Source organism: Dyadobacter sp. SG02 (assembly GCF_900109045.1).
Taxonomy (GTDB): Bacteria; Bacteroidota; Bacteroidia; order Cytophagales; family Spirosomataceae; genus Dyadobacter.
Map to the genome: position 1 here is coordinate 1 of NZ_FNYL01000003.1, position 22,091 is coordinate 22,091.

The 22,091-nt window shown below is 49.1% G+C and carries 21 protein-coding genes and 2 rRNA genes; 9 read left to right on the top strand and 14 right to left on the bottom strand.

Features of this window, described 5'->3' with window-relative positions; all coding sequences use genetic code 11:
* Positions 1-88: ribosomal RNA gene (locus BMW93_RS07085) — 23S ribosomal RNA — on the top strand; the annotation flags it as partial.
* A 133-nt stretch (positions 89-221) separates the two neighbouring features.
* A 5S ribosomal RNA gene (rrf, locus tag BMW93_RS07090) occupies positions 222-333 on the top strand.
* An 81-nt stretch (positions 334-414) separates the two neighbouring features.
* On the opposite strand, the gene BMW93_RS07095 is transcribed toward rrf, so the two are convergent.
* The gene (locus BMW93_RS07095; protein ID WP_090374539.1) at positions 415-1,440 is read right to left on the bottom strand and encodes a LacI family DNA-binding transcriptional regulator; all 1,026 of its coding nucleotides are present in this window, start codon (positions 1,438-1,440) and stop codon (positions 415-417) included.
* A 151-nt stretch (positions 1,441-1,591) separates the two neighbouring features.
* Here BMW93_RS07095 and BMW93_RS07100 point away from each other — a divergent pair, with 151 nt between their 5' ends.
* The 4 genes from BMW93_RS07100 to BMW93_RS07115 all read left to right on the top strand — a co-directional run bounded on the left by BMW93_RS07100 (position 1,592) and on the right by BMW93_RS07115 (position 6,297).
* Positions 1,592-2,995, top strand: a complete 1,404-nt coding sequence (locus tag BMW93_RS07100) for a Gfo/Idh/MocA family protein (RefSeq protein WP_090374540.1) — start codon at positions 1,592-1,594, stop codon at positions 2,993-2,995.
* Between the two features lie 5 nt (positions 2,996-3,000).
* The gene (locus tag BMW93_RS07105) at positions 3,001-3,762 is read left to right on the top strand and encodes a glucosamine-6-phosphate deaminase (RefSeq protein WP_090374541.1); all 762 of its coding nucleotides are present in this window, start codon (positions 3,001-3,003) and stop codon (positions 3,760-3,762) included.
* Between the two features lie 78 nt (positions 3,763-3,840).
* A complete protein-coding gene (locus BMW93_RS07110; RefSeq protein WP_090374542.1) occupies positions 3,841-4,983 on the top strand; it encodes an acyltransferase family protein in 1,143 nt (380 codons plus the stop codon).
* A 3-nt stretch (positions 4,984-4,986) separates the two neighbouring features.
* Positions 4,987-6,297, top strand: a complete 1,311-nt coding sequence (locus tag BMW93_RS07115; protein WP_090374543.1) for a hypothetical protein — start codon at positions 4,987-4,989, stop codon at positions 6,295-6,297.
* On the opposite strand, the gene BMW93_RS07120 is transcribed toward BMW93_RS07115, so the two are convergent.
* The 3 genes from BMW93_RS07120 to accC all read right to left on the bottom strand — a co-directional run bounded on the left by BMW93_RS07120 (position 6,281) and on the right by accC (position 9,869).
* Entirely contained in the window at positions 6,281-6,961 is a 681-nt protein-coding gene (locus BMW93_RS07120; protein WP_090374544.1) for a 2-C-methyl-D-erythritol 4-phosphate cytidylyltransferase, read from the bottom strand. The two genes, BMW93_RS07115 and BMW93_RS07120, sit on opposite strands and share 17 nt — an antisense overlap.
* 90 nt (positions 6,962-7,051) lie before the next feature.
* A complete protein-coding gene (gene queA, locus BMW93_RS07125) occupies positions 7,052-8,101 on the bottom strand; it encodes a tRNA preQ1(34) S-adenosylmethionine ribosyltransferase-isomerase QueA (RefSeq protein WP_090374545.1) in 1,050 nt (349 codons plus the stop codon).
* Positions 8,102-8,363: 262 nt separating this feature from the next.
* On the bottom strand, positions 8,364-9,869 hold the full coding sequence (gene accC / locus BMW93_RS07130) for an acetyl-CoA carboxylase biotin carboxylase subunit (RefSeq protein ID WP_090374546.1): 1,506 nt from the start codon (positions 9,867-9,869) through the stop codon (positions 8,364-8,366).
* A 176-nt stretch (positions 9,870-10,045) separates the two neighbouring features.
* Between accC and BMW93_RS07135 the strand changes: the two genes are divergently transcribed.
* Both BMW93_RS07135 and BMW93_RS07140 read left to right on the top strand, forming a co-directional pair.
* Positions 10,046-11,317, top strand: coding sequence for an aminotransferase class I/II-fold pyridoxal phosphate-dependent enzyme (locus BMW93_RS07135; protein WP_090374547.1), 1,272 nt, complete (start codon positions 10,046-10,048; stop codon positions 11,315-11,317).
* Positions 11,318-11,577: 260 nt separating this feature from the next.
* On the top strand, positions 11,578-11,760 hold the full coding sequence (locus BMW93_RS07140; protein WP_090374548.1) for a histone H1: 183 nt from the start codon (positions 11,578-11,580) through the stop codon (positions 11,758-11,760).
* Between the two features lie 58 nt (positions 11,761-11,818).
* Here the strand turns inward: BMW93_RS07140 and BMW93_RS07145 are convergent, their stop codons facing one another.
* From BMW93_RS07145 to BMW93_RS07155, 3 genes are all read right to left on the bottom strand, one after another.
* Positions 11,819-12,232, bottom strand: coding sequence for a MaoC family dehydratase (locus BMW93_RS07145; RefSeq protein WP_090375055.1), 414 nt, complete (start codon positions 12,230-12,232; stop codon positions 11,819-11,821).
* Between the two features lie 96 nt (positions 12,233-12,328).
* Positions 12,329-12,706, bottom strand: a complete 378-nt coding sequence (hpf, locus tag BMW93_RS07150) for a ribosome hibernation-promoting factor, HPF/YfiA family (RefSeq protein ID WP_090374549.1) — start codon at positions 12,704-12,706, stop codon at positions 12,329-12,331.
* 230 nt (positions 12,707-12,936) lie between these two features.
* Positions 12,937-13,239, bottom strand: a complete 303-nt coding sequence (locus tag BMW93_RS07155) for a DUF4286 family protein (RefSeq protein WP_090374550.1) — start codon at positions 13,237-13,239, stop codon at positions 12,937-12,939.
* A 68-nt stretch (positions 13,240-13,307) separates the two neighbouring features.
* On the opposite strand from BMW93_RS07155, the gene BMW93_RS07160 reads away from it, so the two are divergent.
* A complete protein-coding gene (locus tag BMW93_RS07160; RefSeq protein WP_090374551.1) occupies positions 13,308-13,727 on the top strand; it encodes a cytochrome B in 420 nt (139 codons plus the stop codon).
* A gap of 59 nt (positions 13,728-13,786) precedes the next feature.
* Here BMW93_RS07160 and cysM read toward each other — a convergent pair whose 3' ends face one another.
* From cysM to BMW93_RS07195, 7 genes are all read right to left on the bottom strand, one after another.
* The gene (gene cysM, locus BMW93_RS07165) at positions 13,787-14,659 is read right to left on the bottom strand and encodes a cysteine synthase CysM (protein ID WP_090374552.1); all 873 of its coding nucleotides are present in this window, start codon (positions 14,657-14,659) and stop codon (positions 13,787-13,789) included.
* A gap of 199 nt (positions 14,660-14,858) precedes the next feature.
* Positions 14,859-16,070 (bottom strand): S9 family peptidase, encoded by a 1,212-nt coding sequence (locus tag BMW93_RS07170; RefSeq protein WP_090374553.1) that lies wholly within the window; start codon positions 16,068-16,070, stop codon positions 14,859-14,861.
* Between the two features lie 74 nt (positions 16,071-16,144).
* Entirely contained in the window at positions 16,145-16,876 is a 732-nt protein-coding gene (locus BMW93_RS07175) for an alpha/beta fold hydrolase (protein WP_229240245.1), read from the bottom strand.
* A gap of 67 nt (positions 16,877-16,943) precedes the next feature.
* A complete protein-coding gene (locus BMW93_RS07180) occupies positions 16,944-18,662 on the bottom strand; it encodes an AMP-binding protein (protein ID WP_090374555.1) in 1,719 nt (572 codons plus the stop codon).
* 134 nt (positions 18,663-18,796) lie between these two features.
* On the bottom strand, positions 18,797-19,243 hold the full coding sequence (locus tag BMW93_RS07185) for a GNAT family N-acetyltransferase (protein WP_229240247.1): 447 nt from the start codon (positions 19,241-19,243) through the stop codon (positions 18,797-18,799).
* A 95-nt stretch (positions 19,244-19,338) separates the two neighbouring features.
* Entirely contained in the window at positions 19,339-20,730 is a 1,392-nt protein-coding gene (locus BMW93_RS07190; protein ID WP_090374557.1) for a hypothetical protein, read from the bottom strand.
* Between the two features lie 80 nt (positions 20,731-20,810).
* A complete protein-coding gene (locus tag BMW93_RS07195; RefSeq protein ID WP_090374558.1) occupies positions 20,811-22,040 on the bottom strand; it encodes a hypothetical protein in 1,230 nt (409 codons plus the stop codon).
* Between the last annotated feature and the right edge of the window lie 51 nt (positions 22,041-22,091).

Below are 22,091 nucleotides of genomic sequence, written 5' to 3' on the forward strand. Positions count from 1 at the left end.
GTTGTAGACTACGACGTTGATAGGCTGCAGGTATACGTGTCGAAATACACTCAGCTGAGCAGTACTAATTACCCAACAGCTTGCACAATCATTCTTTATCCTTCATCTCTTCTACTTCCAATATGACATGAAATCAATGACCGAATGTGACAATGACCGAATAAAGTATTATTCAATCATTCAAAATTCAATCATTCAATCATTGATAACTCAAAGAGCTTGTTGGTGACTATTGGCCGGGTGTTCACCTCTTCCCATCCCGAACAGAGAAGTTAAGCCCCGGACCGCCGATGATACTTGGTTCAAACCTGGTAAAGTAGGTAGTCGCCACAATTATTAAACTAAAAGCCTCCCCGCAAAGGAGGCTTTTTTGCGTTTTAGGCGGGTACCGGCCGATGTTATCACGGTTAAACCTCAATCCTTCCCAATACCCTTCCTCCGCGTGGACTCCCGCACAATTAGCTCCGTGGGCAAGGAAATCTCCTGTGTAGGATAGCTTTGCTTCTGAATATGCCTGATAAGCACTTCGCAGCTTTTTCGTCCGATTCCGTAGGCCGGCTCAGCAATGGTGGAGAGCGAAGGGGAAATGATTTTTGAAGTCGGGTCATTGGTAAAGCCTATTACACCGACTTCTTCTCCAACCCGAATACCGTGCTCCCGCAGCCACAAAATCACACCGAATGCTTTACGATCATTAACAGAGAAGATCGCATCCGGTTTTGAGGAGCTGTTGAACAACGCAGCCATGTCCTCCCGACCGTTTTCATCACTGAATCCGGAGTGAATGACGCCGTATGATTCGAGATTGTGCTTTTTTAATGTATCGAGATAGCCTTGAAGCCTTTGCTGGGTGAGGTTTAAGCCGCGAGGACCCGCGAGGTGGGCAATCTTAGAATAACCCTGAGCAATCAAATGCTCGGTGGCCGTGCAGGCACCGGTATAATCGTCCTGGACCACGACAGAAGTTCTGACAGATTCCGGAACACGGTCAAAAAACACCAATGGCATATCAGCTTCCACCAGTTCTTCAAAATGGCTGAAATCGGTAGTTTCGTAAGTAATGCAGGCAAGCAGGCCGTCGACACTGCTTAGGGAAAGTTCGCGAACCACTTTTGTTTCCCAATATGCCGAATCGTTCGTCAGATAAAGCATTACCTGATAGTTTTGTTCTAACGCATATTCCTGAATGCCCGTGATGACGGTCGAGAAGTAATAATTCGTTATTGCAGGAATGATGACGGCAATTTTGTGTGTTCCGCTTCTGACCAACCCCGTAGCATTGAAATTGGGGCGGTAATTCATTTTTGCCGCGGTATCGAGCACCATTTTCCTTGTTTCCGCACTTACATCATAAGTGTCACGCATCGCGCGCGAGACCGTTGCCACCGATATTCCGAGCGCTTTCGCTATGTCTTTGATCGTAGTTAATCTTTTTGTCATTGAACTAACCTATTCATGGCATGGCATGAAATTCTGGTTTCGATAACGTTCTCGCTACTATTTAAAGTAAATATCTGGAATGCCGCTATAAAACATTGTAAAATTGTACGATTGCAAACGTTTTTTTGGATTATACTCTTACTCAAAGCAGATGAAAAAGCGGGAATTTTTGAAAATGGCCGGTTTAGGCACGTTTGGAATGGTGGGCACCAACGTAAAGGTCGTCGGAGAGCCAGGTATTGCTGTTCCAAATGTCAAAAAGCAGCTCTTCAACATGAGTGGTTATGCTGCGCCGAAAATGGATGTTGTGCGTATAGGCTATATCGGTATGGGTAACCGTGGTGGGGGTGCTATTAAACGCATTGTGCACCTTGCGAGTGTGCAGGTGAAAGGCGTTGCCGACATCGTGCCTGAAAAAGCGAATAATGCCCGGAAATTTCTGACGGATGCCGGACATTCACCCGATGCTTATTCAGGCTCGGCAGATGCCTGGAAAAAAATGTGTGAGCGGGACGACGTCGACCTGATCTACATTTGCACACCCTGGAACCTGCACACGCCCATGGCATTGTACGCAATGGAGCATGGTAAGCACGTCGCGACGGAAATTCCGGCTGCAACGACCGTCGCGGATTGCTGGAAGCTGGTGGAAACATCCGAGCGCACTAAAAAGCATTGCATGATGCTGGAAAACTGCTGCTATGACTTTTTCGAACTACTCACATTGAATATGGCCCGGCAAGGCTATTTTGGTGAAATCGTGCACGTCGAAGGCGCTTATATCCACGATATTTTCGAATCACTCTTTCAAAAGGATAAGCGTTTCGAACTCTGGCGCTTGAAGGAAAACCAGCGGAATGGGAACTTGTACCCGATGCACGGACTGGGCCCGATAGCCCAGGTGCTGGACATTAACCGCGGCGACAAAATGGATTACCTGGTCTCCATGAGCAGCAACGATTATATGTTGCAGGCCAAAGCCAACGAGCTGGCCGCCAAAGACCCCGATTTTAAACAATTTGCCGGGAAATCGTATCGTGGTAATATGAATACCTCGGTCATCAAAACGAATAAGGGGAAAACGATCATGTTGCAACACGACGTATCTTCTCCCCGACCGTATTCACGTTTGCACCTGATCAGCGGTACCAAAGGTGCTGCCCAAAAGTATCCGTTACCGGATGATAGCACGCAGGGCCGCATTTCGCATGGACATGAATGGATCAAACCCGAAGAATTTAAAAAACTCGAACAGCAATATCAGCCCGAAATCGTGAAACGAGTGGGAGAACTGGCGAAAAAAGTAGGTGGGCACGGCGGAATGGATTTCCTGATGGACTGGCGGTTGATCGATTGCCTGCGTAACGGACTTCCGTTGGATCAGGACGTATATGATGCCGCGTCATGGAGTGTGATATCTCCTTTAACCGAATGGTCGGTGGCGAACAGGTCCAATTCCATAGATGTTCCGGACTTTACCAATGGTTCATGGAAGAAAAACAAGCCGGTCGACATTGCATTGAAGGAGGGCGGTACTACGGAGGTTAAATCATAAATAGTATGAAAGTTATTATTTCGGACACAAAAGAGGAGCTGGGACAGAGCGCCGGCGCATATGCGGCCATGATTATCAGGGATACAATCACCAGTCAGGGCTATGCGAATATTATCCTGGCTACGGGGACGAGCCAGTTTGAAACATTGAACCAATTGATTTTAGAAAAAGACATCGATTGGTCGAAAGTTACGATGTTTCATTTGGATGAATATATTGGCCTGCCGGTCACGCATCCGGCGAGTTTCCGGAAGTATTTGGTCGAACGTTTTTTATCGAAAGTACCTTCTTTGCTTGCGTCATACCTGATCAACGGCGAAGGTAATCTTGAAGAAGAGCTGGAATATCTGGCCAAAAATATCCAGGAGCATCCGATTGACGTGGCATTGGTAGGTATTGGCGAAAATGGCCATTTGGCTTTCAACGATCCGCCGGCTGATTTTGATACCGATTCTCCGTATCTGGTGGTAAATCTCGACGAGCCTTGCCGCCGCCAGCAAATGGGAGAGGGATGGTTTGGGTCGTTGGAAGAAGTGCCGTTGCAGGCGATCAGCATGTCGGTGCGGCAGATCATGAAATCTGCGCATATTATTTGCTCGGTTCCTGACGAACGGAAAGCAATAGCAGTTAAAAACAGCCTGGAAAACGAAATAAGCAATGCATTTCCGGCGAGTATTTTGCAGCTTCACCCGCATTGCACATTCTTTCTGGACAAGGAGTCGGCCAGCTTGCTGACGGCCATTGAAATTGCGGACAGAAACAATTGAAACGCCCAATATCACGCCTGGAGACGGGTAAAAAGTGGTGATATAGTAACTTCTATTCCAAATAGTTATCCTAAACCTATGGAAGCACCGTCTATTGTCGTTCCAAAAGAAGTGAAGCAATCCAATGCACCGGGCCGGCTGGCGTCGATTGATGCATTGAGGGGTTTCGATATGCTGATGATTGCCGGAGGCGGGCAGTTTATTGCCACGTTGGGCGGGAAAACGGGTATTCCGTTGATAGATGCTGTCGCGGCGCAGTTCGAGCATCCGGGCTGGAATGGTTTTACATTTTACGATTTTATATTTCCCCTGTTCCTGTTTTTGGCCGGTACCTCTCTTGCTTTCAGCATTACGGGCGGTTTAGCGAAAGGCATTCCTCCGTCAGTGATCCGAAACAAGGTATTCAAGCGAATGCTGATCCTGATCGCATTGGGTATCCTCGATAAGAATGCTCCGATGGATATTTTCGATCCCGCACACATACGCTACGGAAGCGTGCTCGGGCGGATTGGGCTCGCGACGTTCATTTCTGCTATTTTGTATATGAAATTCGGCACGAACCAGCGGTTGTACATTGCCGTGGGTATTCTCGTTGCCTACTATCTGACATTAATATTGATCCCTGTACCCGGTTTCGGCTCGGGCGACCTTTCTTTCGAAGGTAACCTCGTCGGCTGGGTCGACCGCAATTTTATGCCGGGCATATTGAAACAAGGTACTTATGACGAATTGGCGCTTCTGACGCAGTTTCCTGCGATATGCCTGACTATTTTCGGTACAGTGGCCGGTGATGTCTTATTGAAGGAAAACAATACGGGTGCAAAGCTTTGGAAGCTCTTTACACTCGCTTTGGCTGGTATTGTCATCGGGTTAGCCTGGGATTTTGTGTTTCCCGTTAACAAACATCTCTGGTCGAGCTCTTTCATTATGCTCACTTCCGGAATGGCCTTCGCGATGCTCGCATTGTTCTACTGGGTTATCGATGTAAAAAGTCACCACAATTGGGCGTTTTTCTTCCGCGTCATCGGGCTGAATTCACTGGTGATTTACCTCGCGGTGCGGTTTGTGGATTTCAATGAATCGTCGCGGTTGCTTTTTGCTGGCATTTATAAACATGCTCCCGAAAACTGGCACGAGGTTTACAATGCGCTCGGTGGATTTGTGTTGGTGTGGCTGTTCCTTTACTTTTTGTATCGCCAGAAAATATTTGTCAAAGTATAACTTATGAAAACTGTCGACGCGGATCGCCATGCCGGTGAAATATCAAGAAGATCTTTTATAAAAAACACCGCGGGTACGGTCGCGTTGTCAATGGCTGGTGGTGTTTCGGTAACCGCAGCGACGCCTGTTTTTAATCCTGATAATATCCATTCCTTTTCTATGGCATCAGAAAAAAGCCTTATCGGCGCTTATGGCCCCTGGGCGGCCTCATTGCTTCCCGCACAGCCTCCCCTTTCTTTTCGTAATAAGAAGTGGGATAGTATCGATGCCTGGCGAAAGGAGGCTCTGGACAAAACGAAAGAGCTCGTGTCGGCTCCGGCAAAACCGGGTTTGCCGAAGGTTACTGTCAAGAAAAAATATACCTACGACGGGCTGGAAATAGAAGAACTTTCGTGGCAATTGCCTTATGGTAGACCTACCGAAGCGGTTTTATTGAAACCAGCAGGCAGTACCAAGCCATTGCCGGGCATTCTGGGGCTGCACGACCATGCGGGAATGAAGTATTTCGGGTTGAGAAAAATTGTCAAAACTTCTGACGACCAACATCCGATATTAAAAGAACATCAGGAAACGGATTACGGCGGCCGGGCCTGGGCCAATGAGATCGCGAAGCAGGGCCATGTGGTGCTGGTGCACGATACCTACGCATTCGGCAGCCGAAGGGTTTATTATGAAGATACAAAAGGGCTGAACTGGGGTGCGGTGAGTACCGAAGGTAAATCGGATGCCGATCCTGAAAAGGCTGAGAATATCAGGACTTACAATGCTTGGTCGTCCGAGCATGAGCATGTGATGTCCAAATCGCTGTTTTCGGCGGGGACTACCTGGCCGGGCGTTTTTCTCATGGAGGATCAGGTGGCACTGGATATTCTGGCTGCCCGGAAAGAAGTAGATCCTAACCGCCTTGGTTGCGGCGGATTGTCGGGTGGCGGATTGCGTACGGTATACCTGGCCGGCCTCGATCCACGCATTAAATGTGCCGTTTGCGTTGGCTTTATGACAACCTGGAAGGATTTGATTTTGAATAAATCATTCAACCATACCTGGATGACCTATACGCCGCTGCTACCTAAATACCTCGATTTCCCGGAAATTCTTGGCCTCAGGGTGCCATTGCCCACATTGGTTTTGAACAACAACCAGGACGAGCTCTACACGCTTGCGGAAATGAAAAATGCGGACGTTATTCTGACCGAAGTTTTCAAAAAAGCCGGTGCTTCCGACAAATACAAGGCCGGTTTCTACGACGGCCCGCACAAGTTCGACGCCGATATGCAGAAAGAAGCCTTTGAATGGTTTAAGAAGTGGCTTTGAGGTAAATCTCCGCCCAGCGAAGGTCTTCGGGAGTGGTGATTTTAATATTTTCGTAAGCACCGTCGATAAGGCGGATATGATAACCCCACGCTTCGAGCACGCTCGCACAATCCGTGAACGATTCGTGGTAATCGGCAGTGAATGCAGCCCGCATCCAGCTTGACCTGAATGTCTGGGGCGTCTGGATCAGCCGGAACAATGTACGGTCCATGGCTTTGTTCCCCTCGTTCTGGCCCACAATCCGTATCGAATCTTTCAACGGCACGCTTACTACCGCAGCGCCGTGCGAAGCGGCGGTAGTGAAGCTTTCTGCAATGATTTCGCGGGAAATCACCGGTCTTACCCCGTCGTGAACGGCCACAAGGAATTCTTCTTTCTCCACAATACAGTTCAACCCGTTTTTGACCGAGTGAAAACGGGTTTCACCGCCTGCTACCAGTTGATGCGGGATAGCGAAACTATGTTTTTTACACAATTCTTCCCAAAAGCCAAACTGCTCCGATGGCAGTACCACGATAATGCGCAGGTTTGGCGAATATTCTGCAAATGCGCGGATCGTGTGCATCAGTACCGGCAGGCCATTAACCACCAGAAACTGCTTCGGGATATCGCTTTTCATGCGGCTTCCGCTGCCGCCGGCCACGATGATGACGTATTCTTGCATTGGATTTAGTGTAATAAAAAAATGGTCATTTACGGCTCAGGGACAATGCGTCGCTGATCATAAATGACCATTGGATTTCAGGGTTGTATATTAAATGATCAGCATCGCGTCGCCGTAGGTGAAGAATTTATATTTCTCCTTGATGGCGATGTCGTAAGCTTTCATCACCAGATCAAAACCTCCGAAAGCGCATGCGGCCATCAAAAGGATCGATTCCGGCAATTGGAAATTCGATAGTAATGCATTAGCGATCTTGAAATCGTACGGAGGGAAGACGAATTTGTCTGTCCAGCCTTCTACCGGCTTCAAATGTCCGCTCGCCGATACCGAAGATTCGATAGCCCGCAACGAAGTGGTACCCACCGCGCAAATGCGTTTTTTTCCGTCGATCGCCTTGTTTACGATTTCGGAAGTACTTTGCGTAATGCGGTAGTTTTCCGAATCCGTTTTGTGTTTGGTCAAATCTTCCACGTCTACCGTACGGAATGTACCAAGACCTACGTGCAGCGTAACCGGGGCGAAGCTAACTCCTTTGATTTCAAGGCGCTTCATAATGGCTTTGGTAAAGTGCATACCCGCAGTAGGAGCGGCTACGGCACCTACGTGTTCCGCAAAAATGGTTTGAAAGCGCTCACGGTCGGCGCTCTCTACCTTGCGGCGTGAGATAATTTCGGGAGGAAGCGGCGTTTCGCCCAACTCGTCGACCAGCTTCATGAACGCGTCGTTATCACCATCATAAAGGAAACGGATCGTGCGGCCGCGGGAAGTGGTGTTGTCGATTACCTCGGCTACCAGGTCGCTGTCGCCGAAGTACAACTTGTTACCCACACGAATTTTACGTGCAGGGTCAACCAAAACGTCCCAGAGACGCATTTCACGGTTCAGTTCGCGTAATAGGAACACTTCGATCTTCGCGCCGGTTTTTTCTTTCTGGCCATAAAGGCGGGCAGGAAACACCTTCGTGTCGTTGATAGCCATTACGTCACCGTCATCAAAATAATTGATCACGTCGGCGAATGTTTTATGTTCAATTTCTCCTGTTTTCCGGTGAACGACCATCAGGCGGGACTCTCCGCGGTCGGAAGGATGAAGTGCGATTAAACTCTGGGGAAGATCAAACTTAAATTCGGATAGCTTCATAGCTGGATATTCTGTGAATTTCTTTGGTCGTAGATAATGTCAGGGAAAAGGGTAAATCCCGCTTTCCGCCGGATTCCGGCACTTGTGCAACTGAATTATACCAATTAATAACTGAAAAGCATTCTTCATTCAAAGAAAATTTGATGTCGGGAATACTTGCAGGCATTTCAAATTGCCAAAAAATTTGTATAATCAGCCCTTATCTAAAATAAGACCGCAAAAGTAGGAATTTTTTTAAAAAATTTCAAGAAATGCGCCGCTTTTAATGTGCTGCGAAGCGGCGCGCTTTCCATTTCGATGCGTTTGCGTACACTTCCTCATTCTGAACAGGTTTGCTTTCCGGTGAAGTGTCTTTCATCAGCACGGAGATCAGCGCTGCGAGGCCCGCGACTTCGCTATCGGTTTTTGTACTTAACACATCCGGGTCGAAATGCCGTCCCACGAAATTGGTATCGAAGCTGCCATTGACAAATGCCTCGTGCAGCATCACAAACCGGCAGAACGGAAGGGTTGTCTGTACACCGCTGATGTGGTACTCGTCGATCGCCCTGACCATCTTGCGAATCGCAGTTTCGCGGTCGTCGCCATAAGTGATCAGTTTGGCGATCATCGGGTCGTAATAGATCGGGATTTCCATGCCCTGTTCAAAACCATCGTCCACGCGGACACCATTTCCGTCGGGCTTCACGTACGTGTGCAATGTGCCTATGTCGGGCAGGAAATGGTTTGCCGCATCTTCCGCATACACCCTGATTTCAACCGCATGGCCGCGGATTTGCAAATCTTCCTGGGCAATCGCGAGCGGCTGGCCCTCCGCGATCCTGATCATTTCCTTCACCAGATCCACGCCGGTGATCATTTCAGTCACCGGATGCTCCACCTGCAAGCGGGTATTCATTTCCAGGAAGTAGAAATTCCGGTTTTCGTCCATGATAAACTCCACGGTCCCCGCACCATAATAGTTGCAGGAGCGAGCCACATCCACCGCGGATCGCCCCATTTCTTCCCGTATTTCGGGGGTAATGGAGATCGACGGCGCTTCTTCGACCACCTTCTGGTGCCGCCGCTGAATGGAGCATTCTCTCTCGAAAAGATGAATAATGTTGCCATGATGGTCGCCCAACACCTGGATTTCGATGTGTTTGGGCGAGGTAATGTATTTTTCGATAAAAACGGAGCCGTCGCCGAATGCCGATTGTGCTTCACTTACCGCCCGGTCCATTTGTTCGTCGAATTCCGCTTCGTTTTCAACAACGCGCATTCCTTTCCCGCCGCCGCCGGCACTGGCTTTGATCAGAATGGGGTAACCAATGTTATTGGCAATGCGTTTGGCCTCGTCGCGATCGTCGATCGCGTCCGGCGTGCCAGGTACCATCGGGATATTGTATTTGGAAGCCGCCTGCTTAGCAGCCAGTTTGCTACCCATTACCTCGATCGATTCCGGGGAAGGACCAATGAAGATGAGGCCTGCTTCTTTTACTTTTTTTGCAAAAGCTGCATTCTCCGAAAGGAACCCGTAGCCCGGATGGATCGCATCTACACCCAGATCCGCGCAGACTTTCAGGATTTTATCAATATTTAAATAGGACTCCGAGGACGGCGCTGCGCCTATGCACACGGCCTCGTCGGCATAGCGTACGTGCGGGGATGTGCGATCCGCCTCGCTGAACACCGCGACCGTCGCGATACCCATTTCCCGCGCGGTACGCATGATTCTCAATGCAATCTCGCCCCGGTTGGCGACTAGGATTTTTCGGATTTGGGGCATAAAAATGGTGGTAAGGTCTGGAATACGACGTGCCGATTAAAGGCACAGTTTTTATTAATTTACTAACTTACCATAGGTTGCGATGACAACGGTCTTTTTTAAGTTAAATGTAAATTTTTTATTTTTGCATTTATCTAACATTTAAATCATCAGTTACCCACATAAAAAAAGAGAGAGTGGATATTTTCGAGAAATTGCGCAACAACTCAGGTCCGATCGGAACACCGGCCAAAATGCTGAACAGCCACCATTATTTTTCGTTTCCGATGCTGGAAGGAGAGCTTGGGCCGCGCATGAGGTTTATGGGACGGGAAGTGCTGAACTGGAGTCTTAACAATTACCTGGGTCTGGCGAATCACCCGGAAGTCCGCAAAGCGGATGCCGACGCCGCTGCCAAATGGGGCCTCGCGTACCCGATGGGCGCCCGCATGATGTCAGGAAACTCCGTCCTGCATGAGACTTTTGAAAAGGAGCTCGCGCACTTTGTCGGTAAAACAGATGCATTCCTTCTTAATTATGGTTACCAGGGCGTCATGTCCGCGATCGAATGTCTTTGCGACCATCGTGATGTGATCGTGTACGACGCCGAATCACACGCCTGTCTGATCGACGGTATCCGTCTGCACAAGGCCAAGCTGGGCGAATATTACAAGTTCAACCATAACGACATGGTCAGCCTTGAAAAGAACCTGATCCGCGCTACCAAACTTGCAGAAGAGAAAGGCGGCGGCGTGTTGGTGATCACCGAAGGCGTTTTTGGTATGTCGGGCAAAGTAGGCGATTTGAAGGCCATTGCCGAACTGAAAAAGAAATACAACTTCCGTTTGCTCGTAGACGATGCACACGGCTTTGGAACCATGGGTGAAACCGGCGCCGGAGTAGGCGAGTTGCTGGGTGTTCAGGACGAAATTGACCTGTACTTCTCGACATTCGCGAAGTCCATGGCGGCTATCGGCGCATTCATCGCTTCGAGCGACCCCGAGATCATCATGTTCCTGAAATACAATATGCGTTCTCAAACCTACGCGAAGGCGCTTCCGATGCCTTACGTCGAAGGTTGCCGCAAACGTCTTGAGATGATCAAGCAAATGCCGGAACTGCGGACGAAGCTTTGGGAAAATGTGAAAGCCATGCAGGATGGGCTGCGCAGCCGCGGGTTCAATATCGGTGAAACCGAGTCGCCTGTAACCCCCGTGTTCCTTCACAGCGAAGGTGGCGTGCCCGAGGTTACCCGCATGGTGCGTGACCTGCGCGAGAACATGGGTGTTTTCTGCTCGATCGTAGTTTACCCGGTTGTACCGAAGGGCCAGATCATGCTTCGCATCATCCCGACCGCGTCGCATACACTCGAAGATGTTGAATATACGCTGAATGCATTCACGACGCTCGCCGAGAAACTCAAGAACAGAGTTTACCAGAGCGACGACGTGCAGGAGGTCGTGGAATAGTTATAAAACCGCTTTTTTTGCGTACAGAGGGCTTTTTTTCGAAGAGCCCTCTTTTTTATTTACGACCAGACAATAAAACTTTATTAATGTAACTTGTTGTTATTGAGATTGTTATGGTGATTGAGGGATTTAATTGCATTTTAGAAGTGTTTTTTTTTGTTTTTTGGGTTGCTTAAATGGTTTTAATTATTAAATTTCGGTCAAAACATGCGTTTTTAGCGTGTGAGAGGCATTTTTTAAAACTAAAAAACAAAGAAAACATGGCAAGATTCGATGAAGTAAAGGACTTGATTCTTTCACTGGAAGGCGATTTCGATAAGTTCTATAACAAGGGCAACCAGGCTGCCGGAACCCGTGTACGTAAAGGCATGCAGGATCTGAAAACGTTGGCTCAGGATATTCGCGCGGAAGTTCAGAACAAGAAGAACGAAGGCGAAAAATAACGAAGCACACGGAAGATTTTTCGAAGCCCCGGCGATCATCGCCGGGGCTTTTCCTTTTTTAGAATTTCTCCTCGTTCACCATCGTGGCAATGCCGCGGACGGTGATTTTTTTGGTGGTTGCATCGTAAATCTCGGTAGAGATTTCAGCGATATGCTTGGCGGGATTAATGGATACGATTTTGAAAACGGCGCGGTACTCCGTGTCGACGAACATTGGGCGCAGATATTCCACGGTTTGTTTCAGGTAAATGGAGCCGAAACCCGGGAATTGGGTACCCAGTACTTTCGTGAAAACCGTAATGCCCAGCATTCCGTGAATGATCGGTTTCTTGAACTGCGTCGTGGCCGCATATTCGGCATCGAGGTGGACGGGGTTGTTATCGCCGGTCAGATCGGCGAACGCCTGCACCTGCTCCTGGGTGAATTTGAAAAGATGGTCGAATGTGGAATCGACAACTGCTTCTATTTGCATAAATGGGTCATTTGCTGAATGGAATTTCAAAAATACATCTAAAACGCAAAAAGCCGCCTGGCGGTAGGCGGCTTCTTGCGTCAAGTTAAATCTGGCCTATTCCTCGATGTCCTCGGCCAGCACGACTACTCCGTTGTCTTCGGAGAGTCCGTCAAGGCTTTTCGGAGCCCTGGCATTGTTCCTTTTATTTTTAAATTTTTTAACCTGCATTTTCAGGGTATCTATTGCTAAATCCGTTGCTTCTTCAAAGGTGGTTCCCTGCTCCCTCACAAACATCGTCCCGCCGGGCACATAGAGCTTCACTTCAAGGAGTTTGGTATGCAACTTGGTATTATCATTCCTGTCGAGCTTAAGGAATACCTCTCCACTGGTGATCCGGTCATAGAACGTATCCAGTTTATCCAATTTTTGCTGAATGAAAGTCAGTAACTTGGGATCGGCATCAAAGTGAATTGCTTGCATCTGCAGTCTCATAAGCACACATCATTTTAAAGTAAAACATATTTCCAACCGCTTTCCAGATTGTCGGACCGGAGGTTTATTCATCTTCGGATAGTTATAAAAAACCATACTATCCGGGCTGATCTCCTGGTTAAATCTGCCTTAACGGTAGATTAAATAAAAGGAAATATTAAGTTAATGTCAAGTAATAACCGTGGTTTTTAAGGTACATTTATTTATCCCCAAAAACAGGTCGGAAGGCCTCAGGCCTCTTCCAGAAGTGTCCTGAAAGAAACATATTGTCCGTTAAAAAGCTCGTGGTGACGCTCCTGAAAGGTGGGTTGAAAATGGGTTTGATAGGCCAGGAAATCCTCCATCGTCCTGAATGTAAACTGGGTAGTGTAGGTCGAGCCCTCGTTCTCGATCTCGGTCAGGAGCCTGAGCAGCTTGCAATCCAGCGGCAGTTCCGTGGCATTGATTTCCGGGATATACACCGATTTCATATAATGCAGCCAATCTTTTTCGGCCTGATAGCTGATATTGACTGTGATGTTATAGACGATCATTTTATAAAAATTTATGTTTGCGAGTTACATTTGCATGCATATACTTATTCACCGTAACCAGTATTAACATGAATATTCTTCTACACGCCCATTCGGGCCTCCGTTATGTGGTGTTAGGACTTTTAATTGCAGCGGTTTTCACGGCATATTCCAAGTGGCAGCAAGGAAGCCAGGACGGTAGCAAGCTGTACCTTTTTACCCTCATTGCCACCCACACACAACTTCTCATCGGCCTGGTGCTGTATTTCATGAGCCCCAAAGTTAACTTCGATCTGATCAGCGAGAAAGTATTTCGTTTTTATTCGATAGAACACGTGTTTATGATGCTAATCGCCATCGTGCTCATTACGGTGGGAAGAGTACGGTCGAAAAAGCTCACCGGGCCGGATAAGCACCGGACGGTTCTTTACTTCTACGCTTTGGCGTTGATTATAATTTTGGCGGCTATTCCGTGGCCTTTCCGGAATCTGGGATCGGGCTGGTTCTGATATGACGGCCTACCGCCGATTGCATGTGTACGCACAAGTGATCGGCGGTAGGCCGTGGATCACCCAAACAGCTCACTCGACAAGTACCGGTCGCCGCGATCGCAGATGATGAAGACGATTACGCCTTCTTCCAGTTCCTTCGCCAGTTCTATGGCGGCCCAGGCAGCGCCTCCGCTGCTCATTCCGGCAAAAATAGCTTCTTCGTTGGCCAGGCGGCGGGTAGTGAGTGTGGCATCGTCCTGCGACACTTCGATCACGCGGTCTACGCGTTCTTTTTCAAATATTTTGGGAAGATATTCCACCGGCCATTTGCGGATGCCGGGGATGCTCGAACCGTCGTTAGGCTGGCAGCCGACGATCTGAATATTGCTGTTTTGTCCTTTCAAATAGCGCGAAACGCCCATAATTGTACCGGTAGTACCCATCGATGATACGAAATGGGTGATCTGCCGGTCGGTATCGCGGTAAATTTCGGGGCCGGTGGTGCGGTAATGCGCCTTCCAGTTATCGGGGTTTGCAAACTGGTTGAGCATGAAATAGTCGCCTGCGGTGGCCTTTTCTTCCGCCAGGTCGCGGGCGCTTTCCATGGTTTCGGTAAGGATCACCTTTGCGCCGAATGCTTCCATTGTGAGCACGCGCTCGCGGGTGGAGCTCTGCGGCATCAGCAGCTCTATTTCAAGGTCAAAAAGCCGCGCGATCATCGCGAGTGCGATGCCCGTATTGCCGCTCGTAGCTTCCACGAGCTTCATGCCGGGCTTAATTTCGCCGCGTTCGAGGGCGCCTTTGATCATGCTGTACGCCGCGCGGTCTTTCACGCTGCCGCCGGGATTGTTGCCTTCCAGCTTGCCGAATATGCGGACTTTGGGATTGGGATTAACTCTTCGTAATTCAACCAGGGGTGTATTGCCTACCAGATCCAGTAATGATGACATGGTGTAGATTCGTGATGTTGTGATTCAAAAAAGGTACGTGAATGAGAATTTACCGACCATGCGGATTCCTCTTAAATGCGTAAATCAACAACATCGAACGGCCCGAAAGAATGCCCGCCCGGTAGAAAATGTAGAAAACTTGACAGTTAAAAGCATATTTACCCTATGAAACTAATGGGATGCAAATATACCTGAATATTTACAGAGTCTCGGCAAAAAATGCCTGCGTACCCAGCAGGAACGGCAAGATCGAGCTGCTATGCGTACCGTCGTTAACTTTGATAAACGTCACATTGGTGGCGCCCAGCTTTTGCATGGCATTGTAAGCATTTTCGGAATTGAAGAAAAATACCAGCGGATCTTTCGTGCCGTGATAGAGCTGCGTAGGGGTTTTGGGCTTGAAATTGTAAACGTCGTTATCACCGATAGCGTCAATGAAACCTTTATCCGTCCCGTCGTTAAGCGCTTTTTTGAACGAGTCGTTCAATGCAAGATGGAAGCTTTCGGCGATGGAGACATTTCGGCCTGACGCAGCGATTTTCGAAGCATATTTTTCTGTGAAATAATAGGAAGCAGGTTTGTTGAGCTTGTAAATGCTGTCGTAGGTAAGCAACACCCAGAGATAAAGGGAATTATACCCTGCAACACCGTCGGTTTTTTCATTGATAATATGCTTCATGAATGCCGTCTTATCATAAGCCCCGGCCCCGCAGCTCGATGCCCGCAGGTTAAATTCCGACGAAGCTTCTTCTTCGATCTTCCGTTGCAGCGACATCGTCGCAAACCCGCCTTCCGAGTATCCTGCCACATATAGTTTTTCGTTCCATTTGACCTCCGTTTGTCCCCTCAGGTACTCTTTCGCAGCCCGCAGCATGTCCAGCGATGCCGACGCGAGGCTCGCGCGGTGCTCGTACGGGTGCGGGAGATTGTCGGAAGCCCCGTAACCAATGTAATCGGGATAAGCGATAATGTAGCCCATCGAACCAAATAGCGACCCGAAAGAGGAGCCCTCGGACCCGTCTTTGAAAAGAGACGGCGCCTGGCCGGGGTCGGTAATGGTGCCGTGCTGCACGCTGATCATCGAAACAGGACCGGCCACGACCGGTATAACCAACGCACCGGAAGCGGTAATTTCCGCCCCATCCGTGTTTTTGGTTTTATAGGTGATTTTATAAACCTTGACATCATTCTTGACATAAGGCGATACGAAAGGCGACAGCGTGCCTGCCTTCTGGATAATCTGCTCCTTGTTGAGCGAGACAATGGGGGAGCTTTCCTTTAAATAAACATTCTCCTCGGTAGGCGGTACGAGCTTGGTGTCATCATCCTTACAGGCGTTGAGGATCAGCAGGCTCCAAATGAGCAGGAAGCCAAGGTATCGAAATGAAAGGGCAGGGATAGATTTTTGCATAGCTAAAAGATAAACAGGCCATTAGTATATCATGGGTAACGCATAATGGCCTGTTTTTGATGATGATTTTGCTTTTAAATTTTGCTCATATACCAATTGATCATCCTCGCCGTCGCATCGGGGCGCTCCACCATGCCCATATGACCTGCTTCGGCGAAGATCAGCGGATAGCTTTTTTTCGGGTATTCGGCGAGTTCGATCACACTTTCGAAGGGTATCAGCTTATCCTGCATTCCAATAATGAATAAAACCGGGAACGGCAAGTCGGCCAATACTGCGGTGCGATCGGGGCGATTACGCATCGCCGTGATCCCGGCGATCAGCGCCTCGGCGGGAAGTTTGCCGAAATAGGCGATATGCTCTTTGATACGCTCGGGGTAAAGCTCTTTATAGCGGTCACCGAAAAGGTTTGCGGCGGTACTTTTGACAAACGACTCGGTTCCATAATTCCGTAACAGGTCGATCATCTGACCGCGCTGGTGCTTTTTTGAGTCGTCGTCGGCGTAGGCGGTGGAATGGAAAAGCCCGAATCCTTCGAGCATATCCACGTATTTCTCGGCGAATGCAAGTGAAATATAGCCACCCATCGAATGGCCGATCAGCGTGCATTTCTGGATGTTGGCGTTGGTCAGGAAGCGATGCAGCTCGTCGGCATATTCCTCTACCGACTGGCAGGAAGTGAACAACGAAATGTTCGGTCTCACTACCGTGTAAGTGTCATTGATCGCAGCGTCGAGGCTGTCCCAAATCGTGTCATCTATGCCATGACCATGTAGTAGTACCAAAGTTTTCCGGTGTAGATTCATATAGATTTGCATTCAAGGTTGAGAACTTGTTTGCCTAAATATACTAAACCTTCGCCCGTTTGCGGCCCTAGTGGCTAACTTTCGCCATTTCTTCTTCGCGCAATGCGCGTCGGAGGATCTTGCCGACATTGGTTTTCGGAAGCTCTTTCCGAAACTCGATCTGTCGCGGGCATTTGTAGCCGGTGAGGTTTTCTTTACAGAATGCTTTTACCTTTTCCTCAGTCAGTTCCGGATCTTTTTTGACGACAAATATCTTCACCATTTCGCCCGATTTCTCGTCGGGAATGCCCACACAGGCAACTTCCGCGACGCCGGGGCACTGGGCTACCACATCTTCTATTTCATTGGGGTATACATTAAAACCCGAAACGAGGATCATATCTTTTTTCCGGTCGACAATCTTGAAGAAGCCGTCCGGGTCTTCGATGCCAATGTCGCCTGTTCTAAACCAGCGGCCACTTTCGTCTTCCAGGATCACTTTGGCAGTTTCGTCGGGACGGTTGTAGTAGCCTAGCATGATCTGCGGTCCTTTCGCGCAGATTTCACCGCGTTCGCCGACCGGCAACCATTTGTCGTCCTCGCTCAGGATGCGCATTTCTGTACTCGGGAATGGCAGGCCGATGGTCCCTTGCTTGTGTTTGCCGTTCAACGGGTTCACCGAGAGTACCGGGGACGTCTCAGAAAGTCCGTACCCTTCCACCAGCGGGCAACCGGTAGCTTTTTCCCAACGCTCCGCCACAATCTTTTGCAGCGCCATTCCGCCAGCAATCGTGATTTTGAGGTTCGAAAAGTCAACCGAAGCAAATTCCGGATTATTCAGCAAACCATTGAATAGCGTATTCAGGCCCGGGAAAATATGGAAAGTGTTTTTCTTCAATTCTTTGATAAATGCAGGAATGTCCTTTGGATTGGTGATCAGGACATTCAATGCGCCCCATTTGATTCCGCATAAGCCATTGATAGTCATTGCAAACACGTGGTACAGCGGCAATGCGCCAATGAGCGTGAGCTGTCCGGTCGTTTCCGAGTTTCGCATCTTGGACATCAGCCATTCGTTAATACCTTCTACATTGGCTATCAGGTTCCTGTGCGTGAGCATGGCACCTTTGGATACGCCCGTAGTGCCGCCGGTATACTGGATAAATGCGAGGTCGAGCCCTGAAACGTTCGGTTTTTGATAGGTGATCCCCGAGCCGACGGACAATGCATGAGCAAGCGTTACCGTGTTTTTCAGATGATTGGCGGGTACCATTTTCTTCACATATTTCACCACCGCATTGACGATCAGCTTTTTGGGGAAGCCCAGCATATCGCCTATTTCGGTAATAATCACGTGCTCGATATTCGTATTGGCAATGATTTTTTCAAGGTTAACTGCGAAATTGGCCAGTATCACGATCGCTTTTGCCCCGGAGTCTTTGAACTGGTGCTGCATTTCGCGGGGCGTATAAAGCGGGTTTGTGTTCACGATCGTGAGACCCGCACGCAGCGAACCCATCATCACCACCGGATATTGCAGCAGGTTTGGCATTTGCAATGCAATGCGGTCGCCCTGTTTCAGGCCGATGCTTTGCAGGTACGCCGCGAAATTCTGGGAAAGTTCATCCAGTTGCCCGAAAGTCAGCTTCTTATCCATATTCGTGAAAGCTGCCTTGTCGGCATTTTCCCGGAAACTCGCCTCCATCAGTTCAAGCAGCGACGAATACGCATCCGGATTTATTTCATAGGGAATGCCCTCCGGGTAGTTTTTAAGCCATGGATAGGTATCCTTCGATATCGAGACCATAATTTCAGAGCAAAGGGTAAGAATGACTATTTGTGAATTAAGGTAATCAATTAAGCCAAAAAAATATCGAACCAATCCAATTTATTTTTGGCCTTAAAAACCTGCGAATTTGTATCAAATCGCAGACATTATGATTACCGGCGGCTAATTTCCCAACGCCAGAGCAGCCCTTCATCGGGGTCGTTGATATCCTCGGTCTGGGCAAAACCCAGCTTTTCCAGAATGTGCCCGGAAGCATTCTCTTCCGCCAGCGTGTGCGCGATCACCTTGCGCACGGAGGGATGCTGAAACGCATGATCCAGTAATCCTTTGGCTGTTTCGGTGCCCAGCCCTTTCTCGCGATAGGACGGAATGACCTCATAACCAATCTCTACCATTCCATCCGAATCGGGCTCCCCTTTGTAGCCGCAGGAGCCGATCAGCATGTTATCCTGGACGTGTATAATGAGGTAAACCCACCAGTCGCGCAGCGGCGGGTGGGCTTTCCAGCGGTGATAAGATGGTGTGAAAGTATCTCGGAATTCCGTCCACTTTTTAGGGACGTTTACGCCCATTACGCGGGCTAAGGTATTGTTTCCCATGCGGATAGCATCATAAAGTGTATCGTCGCACGAGATAATTCTTAAATGGGGGGTCAGAATCATAATAAAGGAAATGAGCCCCCCAATTTAAGAAACTATGAATTGTTTTCGTCAAAGCGGTCGGTAATTGCCTTGCGGATGGCCTGGTGCGGGCGCATTCCCGTGCTACGCGTACGAGGGACGGCGCGATCGGCCGAAGCATTCGATTTGGCGCGCAATGCGAGGTTCGAAACGGTCATATGGCTGTTGCGCCAGGCGTCGTATTCCTCTTCGTTCATTACATCCCGGGTTACCTGCCCGTGGGCATAACCATCGCCGAACGACTGCACACGGCTATCCGTCAATGCGGTTTTCCGCTCGTTTTCAAGTGTTTCAATTTCCGCTCTGATCTTCGCTTCCTCCGCTTTCAGCTCTTCCAGTTTAGGTAAAAGCTCGATGTCGTTTTCCAAAACGGTTTTCTGGGTCATATGCTGTGTTACCAGCAGTTGAAGTGGCTCCATCTGTTTCAGAATACGCTTTCTTCTTCTGCGTAGCCGCCATAGTTTGGGGTCGATTTGCAACCAACGGTACCAGAACCCTTGCAGCACCGGCAGCGCCATACCCAGCGACACCGCCCCCGCAATCGCGAACAGCACACCGCTCAGTACAAACGATAGCAATGCCCACGGGCTGTTTACAAGGTCGAGGTTGAGTTGGTCGGAGTTTTGAAGTGCCTGCTCGATTTTTTTAGTTAATGCAGGACTATCCACCGGCGCGCCCGTCAATGGGTCTACCGCATTCAGTTGCAGATTTTTAACCGATTTGTTAATCGCTTCTTTCAGCTTGTCGGTGCGGTAGGCTTCGTAACGGAACCAGCCGAGTACGATCAGCGTCACAATCGCGAAAATCGATAGCACGAGTTTAAAACCCGCGTACCGTGATCTCGCTTTCGGAGTTTCGTTTTTATGGTATGGTTCCTCCACCAAACGATCATACGCCGGTTTTAACAGCACAGAAAGCATCGCCAAGCCGATCGCAAATGCCCAGGCCTCGTTCGAGTTCCTGATATTCAATGCATAAGCCACGATTTCGTGGGAAATGATCAGGTCACCGGCAATGAATGAAATACCGGCGGCCAGGAAGATCAAACCGGCAATCAGCGAATAGGAAGGCGCCTTTTCGGCACGTTTCTCCCTCAACTCTTCGGTCTGTGCGTCGATTTCGTTGATCGAGCGCTCCATATCCTTCATTTGCGTAGCCGCATTGTTGAGGCCCATTACCTCATTTTGCAACCTGCCATATGCAGTTTTGTGCTCTGCCAGCGCCTGCTGGTTCCTTCCCCTTGTTTCGGAAAGCTCCTGTTTCTTCTCGCTGAGCCTGTCCTCTAACCAGCCGTGGTTTACATTGCTGGACAAATAATTTTCATATACTTCACGGTCGATACCTTCCATTCCACGCGTGTAGCCGTGTTGGTAATCTCCGTTTTCATTTGGATTTTGCTCGTTCATGATCCTATTTAGGGTTGATCGAATATCAATTGAGGTAAAAAATCGCGCCATCGGCGCATTTCCTGATCATTTTTTCGCCACTATTTGCCCTTCTGGATCAGGTTGAGCTGCCGGGTAGTGAGCTCATTTTTCATGCGGCGCGCGAGGTAGAATTCGCTCTCAAAAAGCTTGATTAGCATGTCTCTCTTGGCAAAAAGGCGGTCGCGTTCGGTCTCGGCGTGGCTCTGTTCGCGGAGTATTTGCCATTTCTTTACACGCAGGTCGTCTATCTCCTCCTGCAACGTCTGGCATTCCGACTCCCAGTTGTAGTTATTTTCAACAAAATCCTGGCGGTCGCGACGCATATTTAACCAAACTTGAAGGTCATTGCGCAGCACGGTAATGTTACTGAGCAGCAGTTTTCCAGCAAAAAGGAAGAGGAAAAAGACGAATACAAACAGCGCAAATGCCTGCCACCAGGTTTGATAAGTAATCACATTGGCAAACACGAACAATGCAGCCGCGAACGGCAGCCCTATTTCTTCCAGGAGCGATTTCCACGTCACTTTCGAATCGGTGTCATGGAAAAGCGAAATGCGGCCGAACAAACTGAACATCCCGGCGAGGAACACGCCCAGCGCGATCCACGAATTATCCGCAAATGCCGGTTTCAGCGACTCGCGGATTAAAAAGAAGTTGCCTACGCACATAGCCGCGCACAGCGTGATGCCTATGAGCGTGCGCGGTAGGTGGTGCTCGCCTTCCGTGCGTGCGCCCGGGGTTTTCAACCGTTCCTGCAATTCATCGATGCGGTTTTGTTTCTGACCGATGAAAAGGTTCAGCTCCTGAATGCGCTCATTATGTTCCTCGATACTGGCCATATGCGAGGCGGTCAGGTTCGAGAAGTATTTGTGGATAATATCGGTCTTCTCGTGCGGGTCCGATTCCGAAAGCCCGAATAGCACGCCTTCGTCGCGTAAGGTATCTTCGTCTTCGAGCCAGTACGGAATCTGAACTTCTACTTTGGGTAATTCCTGCGCTTCGGCTTGGAATTGCGGAAGTGCTGGCTGCGGTGGAGCGGGTTGGGGCGCTGTCGGCCGAGGTACTACCGGCTGAGCCGCTGCCTGCTGCGGTGCGGCAATTTGATACTGTGGCGCAGCAGCCATTAGGGGTTGCCTGGTGTCGGCAACAGGTGTCTGATTGATCGGTTTTTGTTCCACTGATTGGGGAGGGGTGTCGTTCGCCTGAATCGGCTCGTCATCGTAAAAATCGTTTTCGTCGCTCTCTCTCGGACGAAACCAGCCGGCAATTATTTCAGTCAGTTTGGCCATAGTTTTTCATGGGTTAGCCTGCGATTATCCATGAAAACAAACAAAATCACT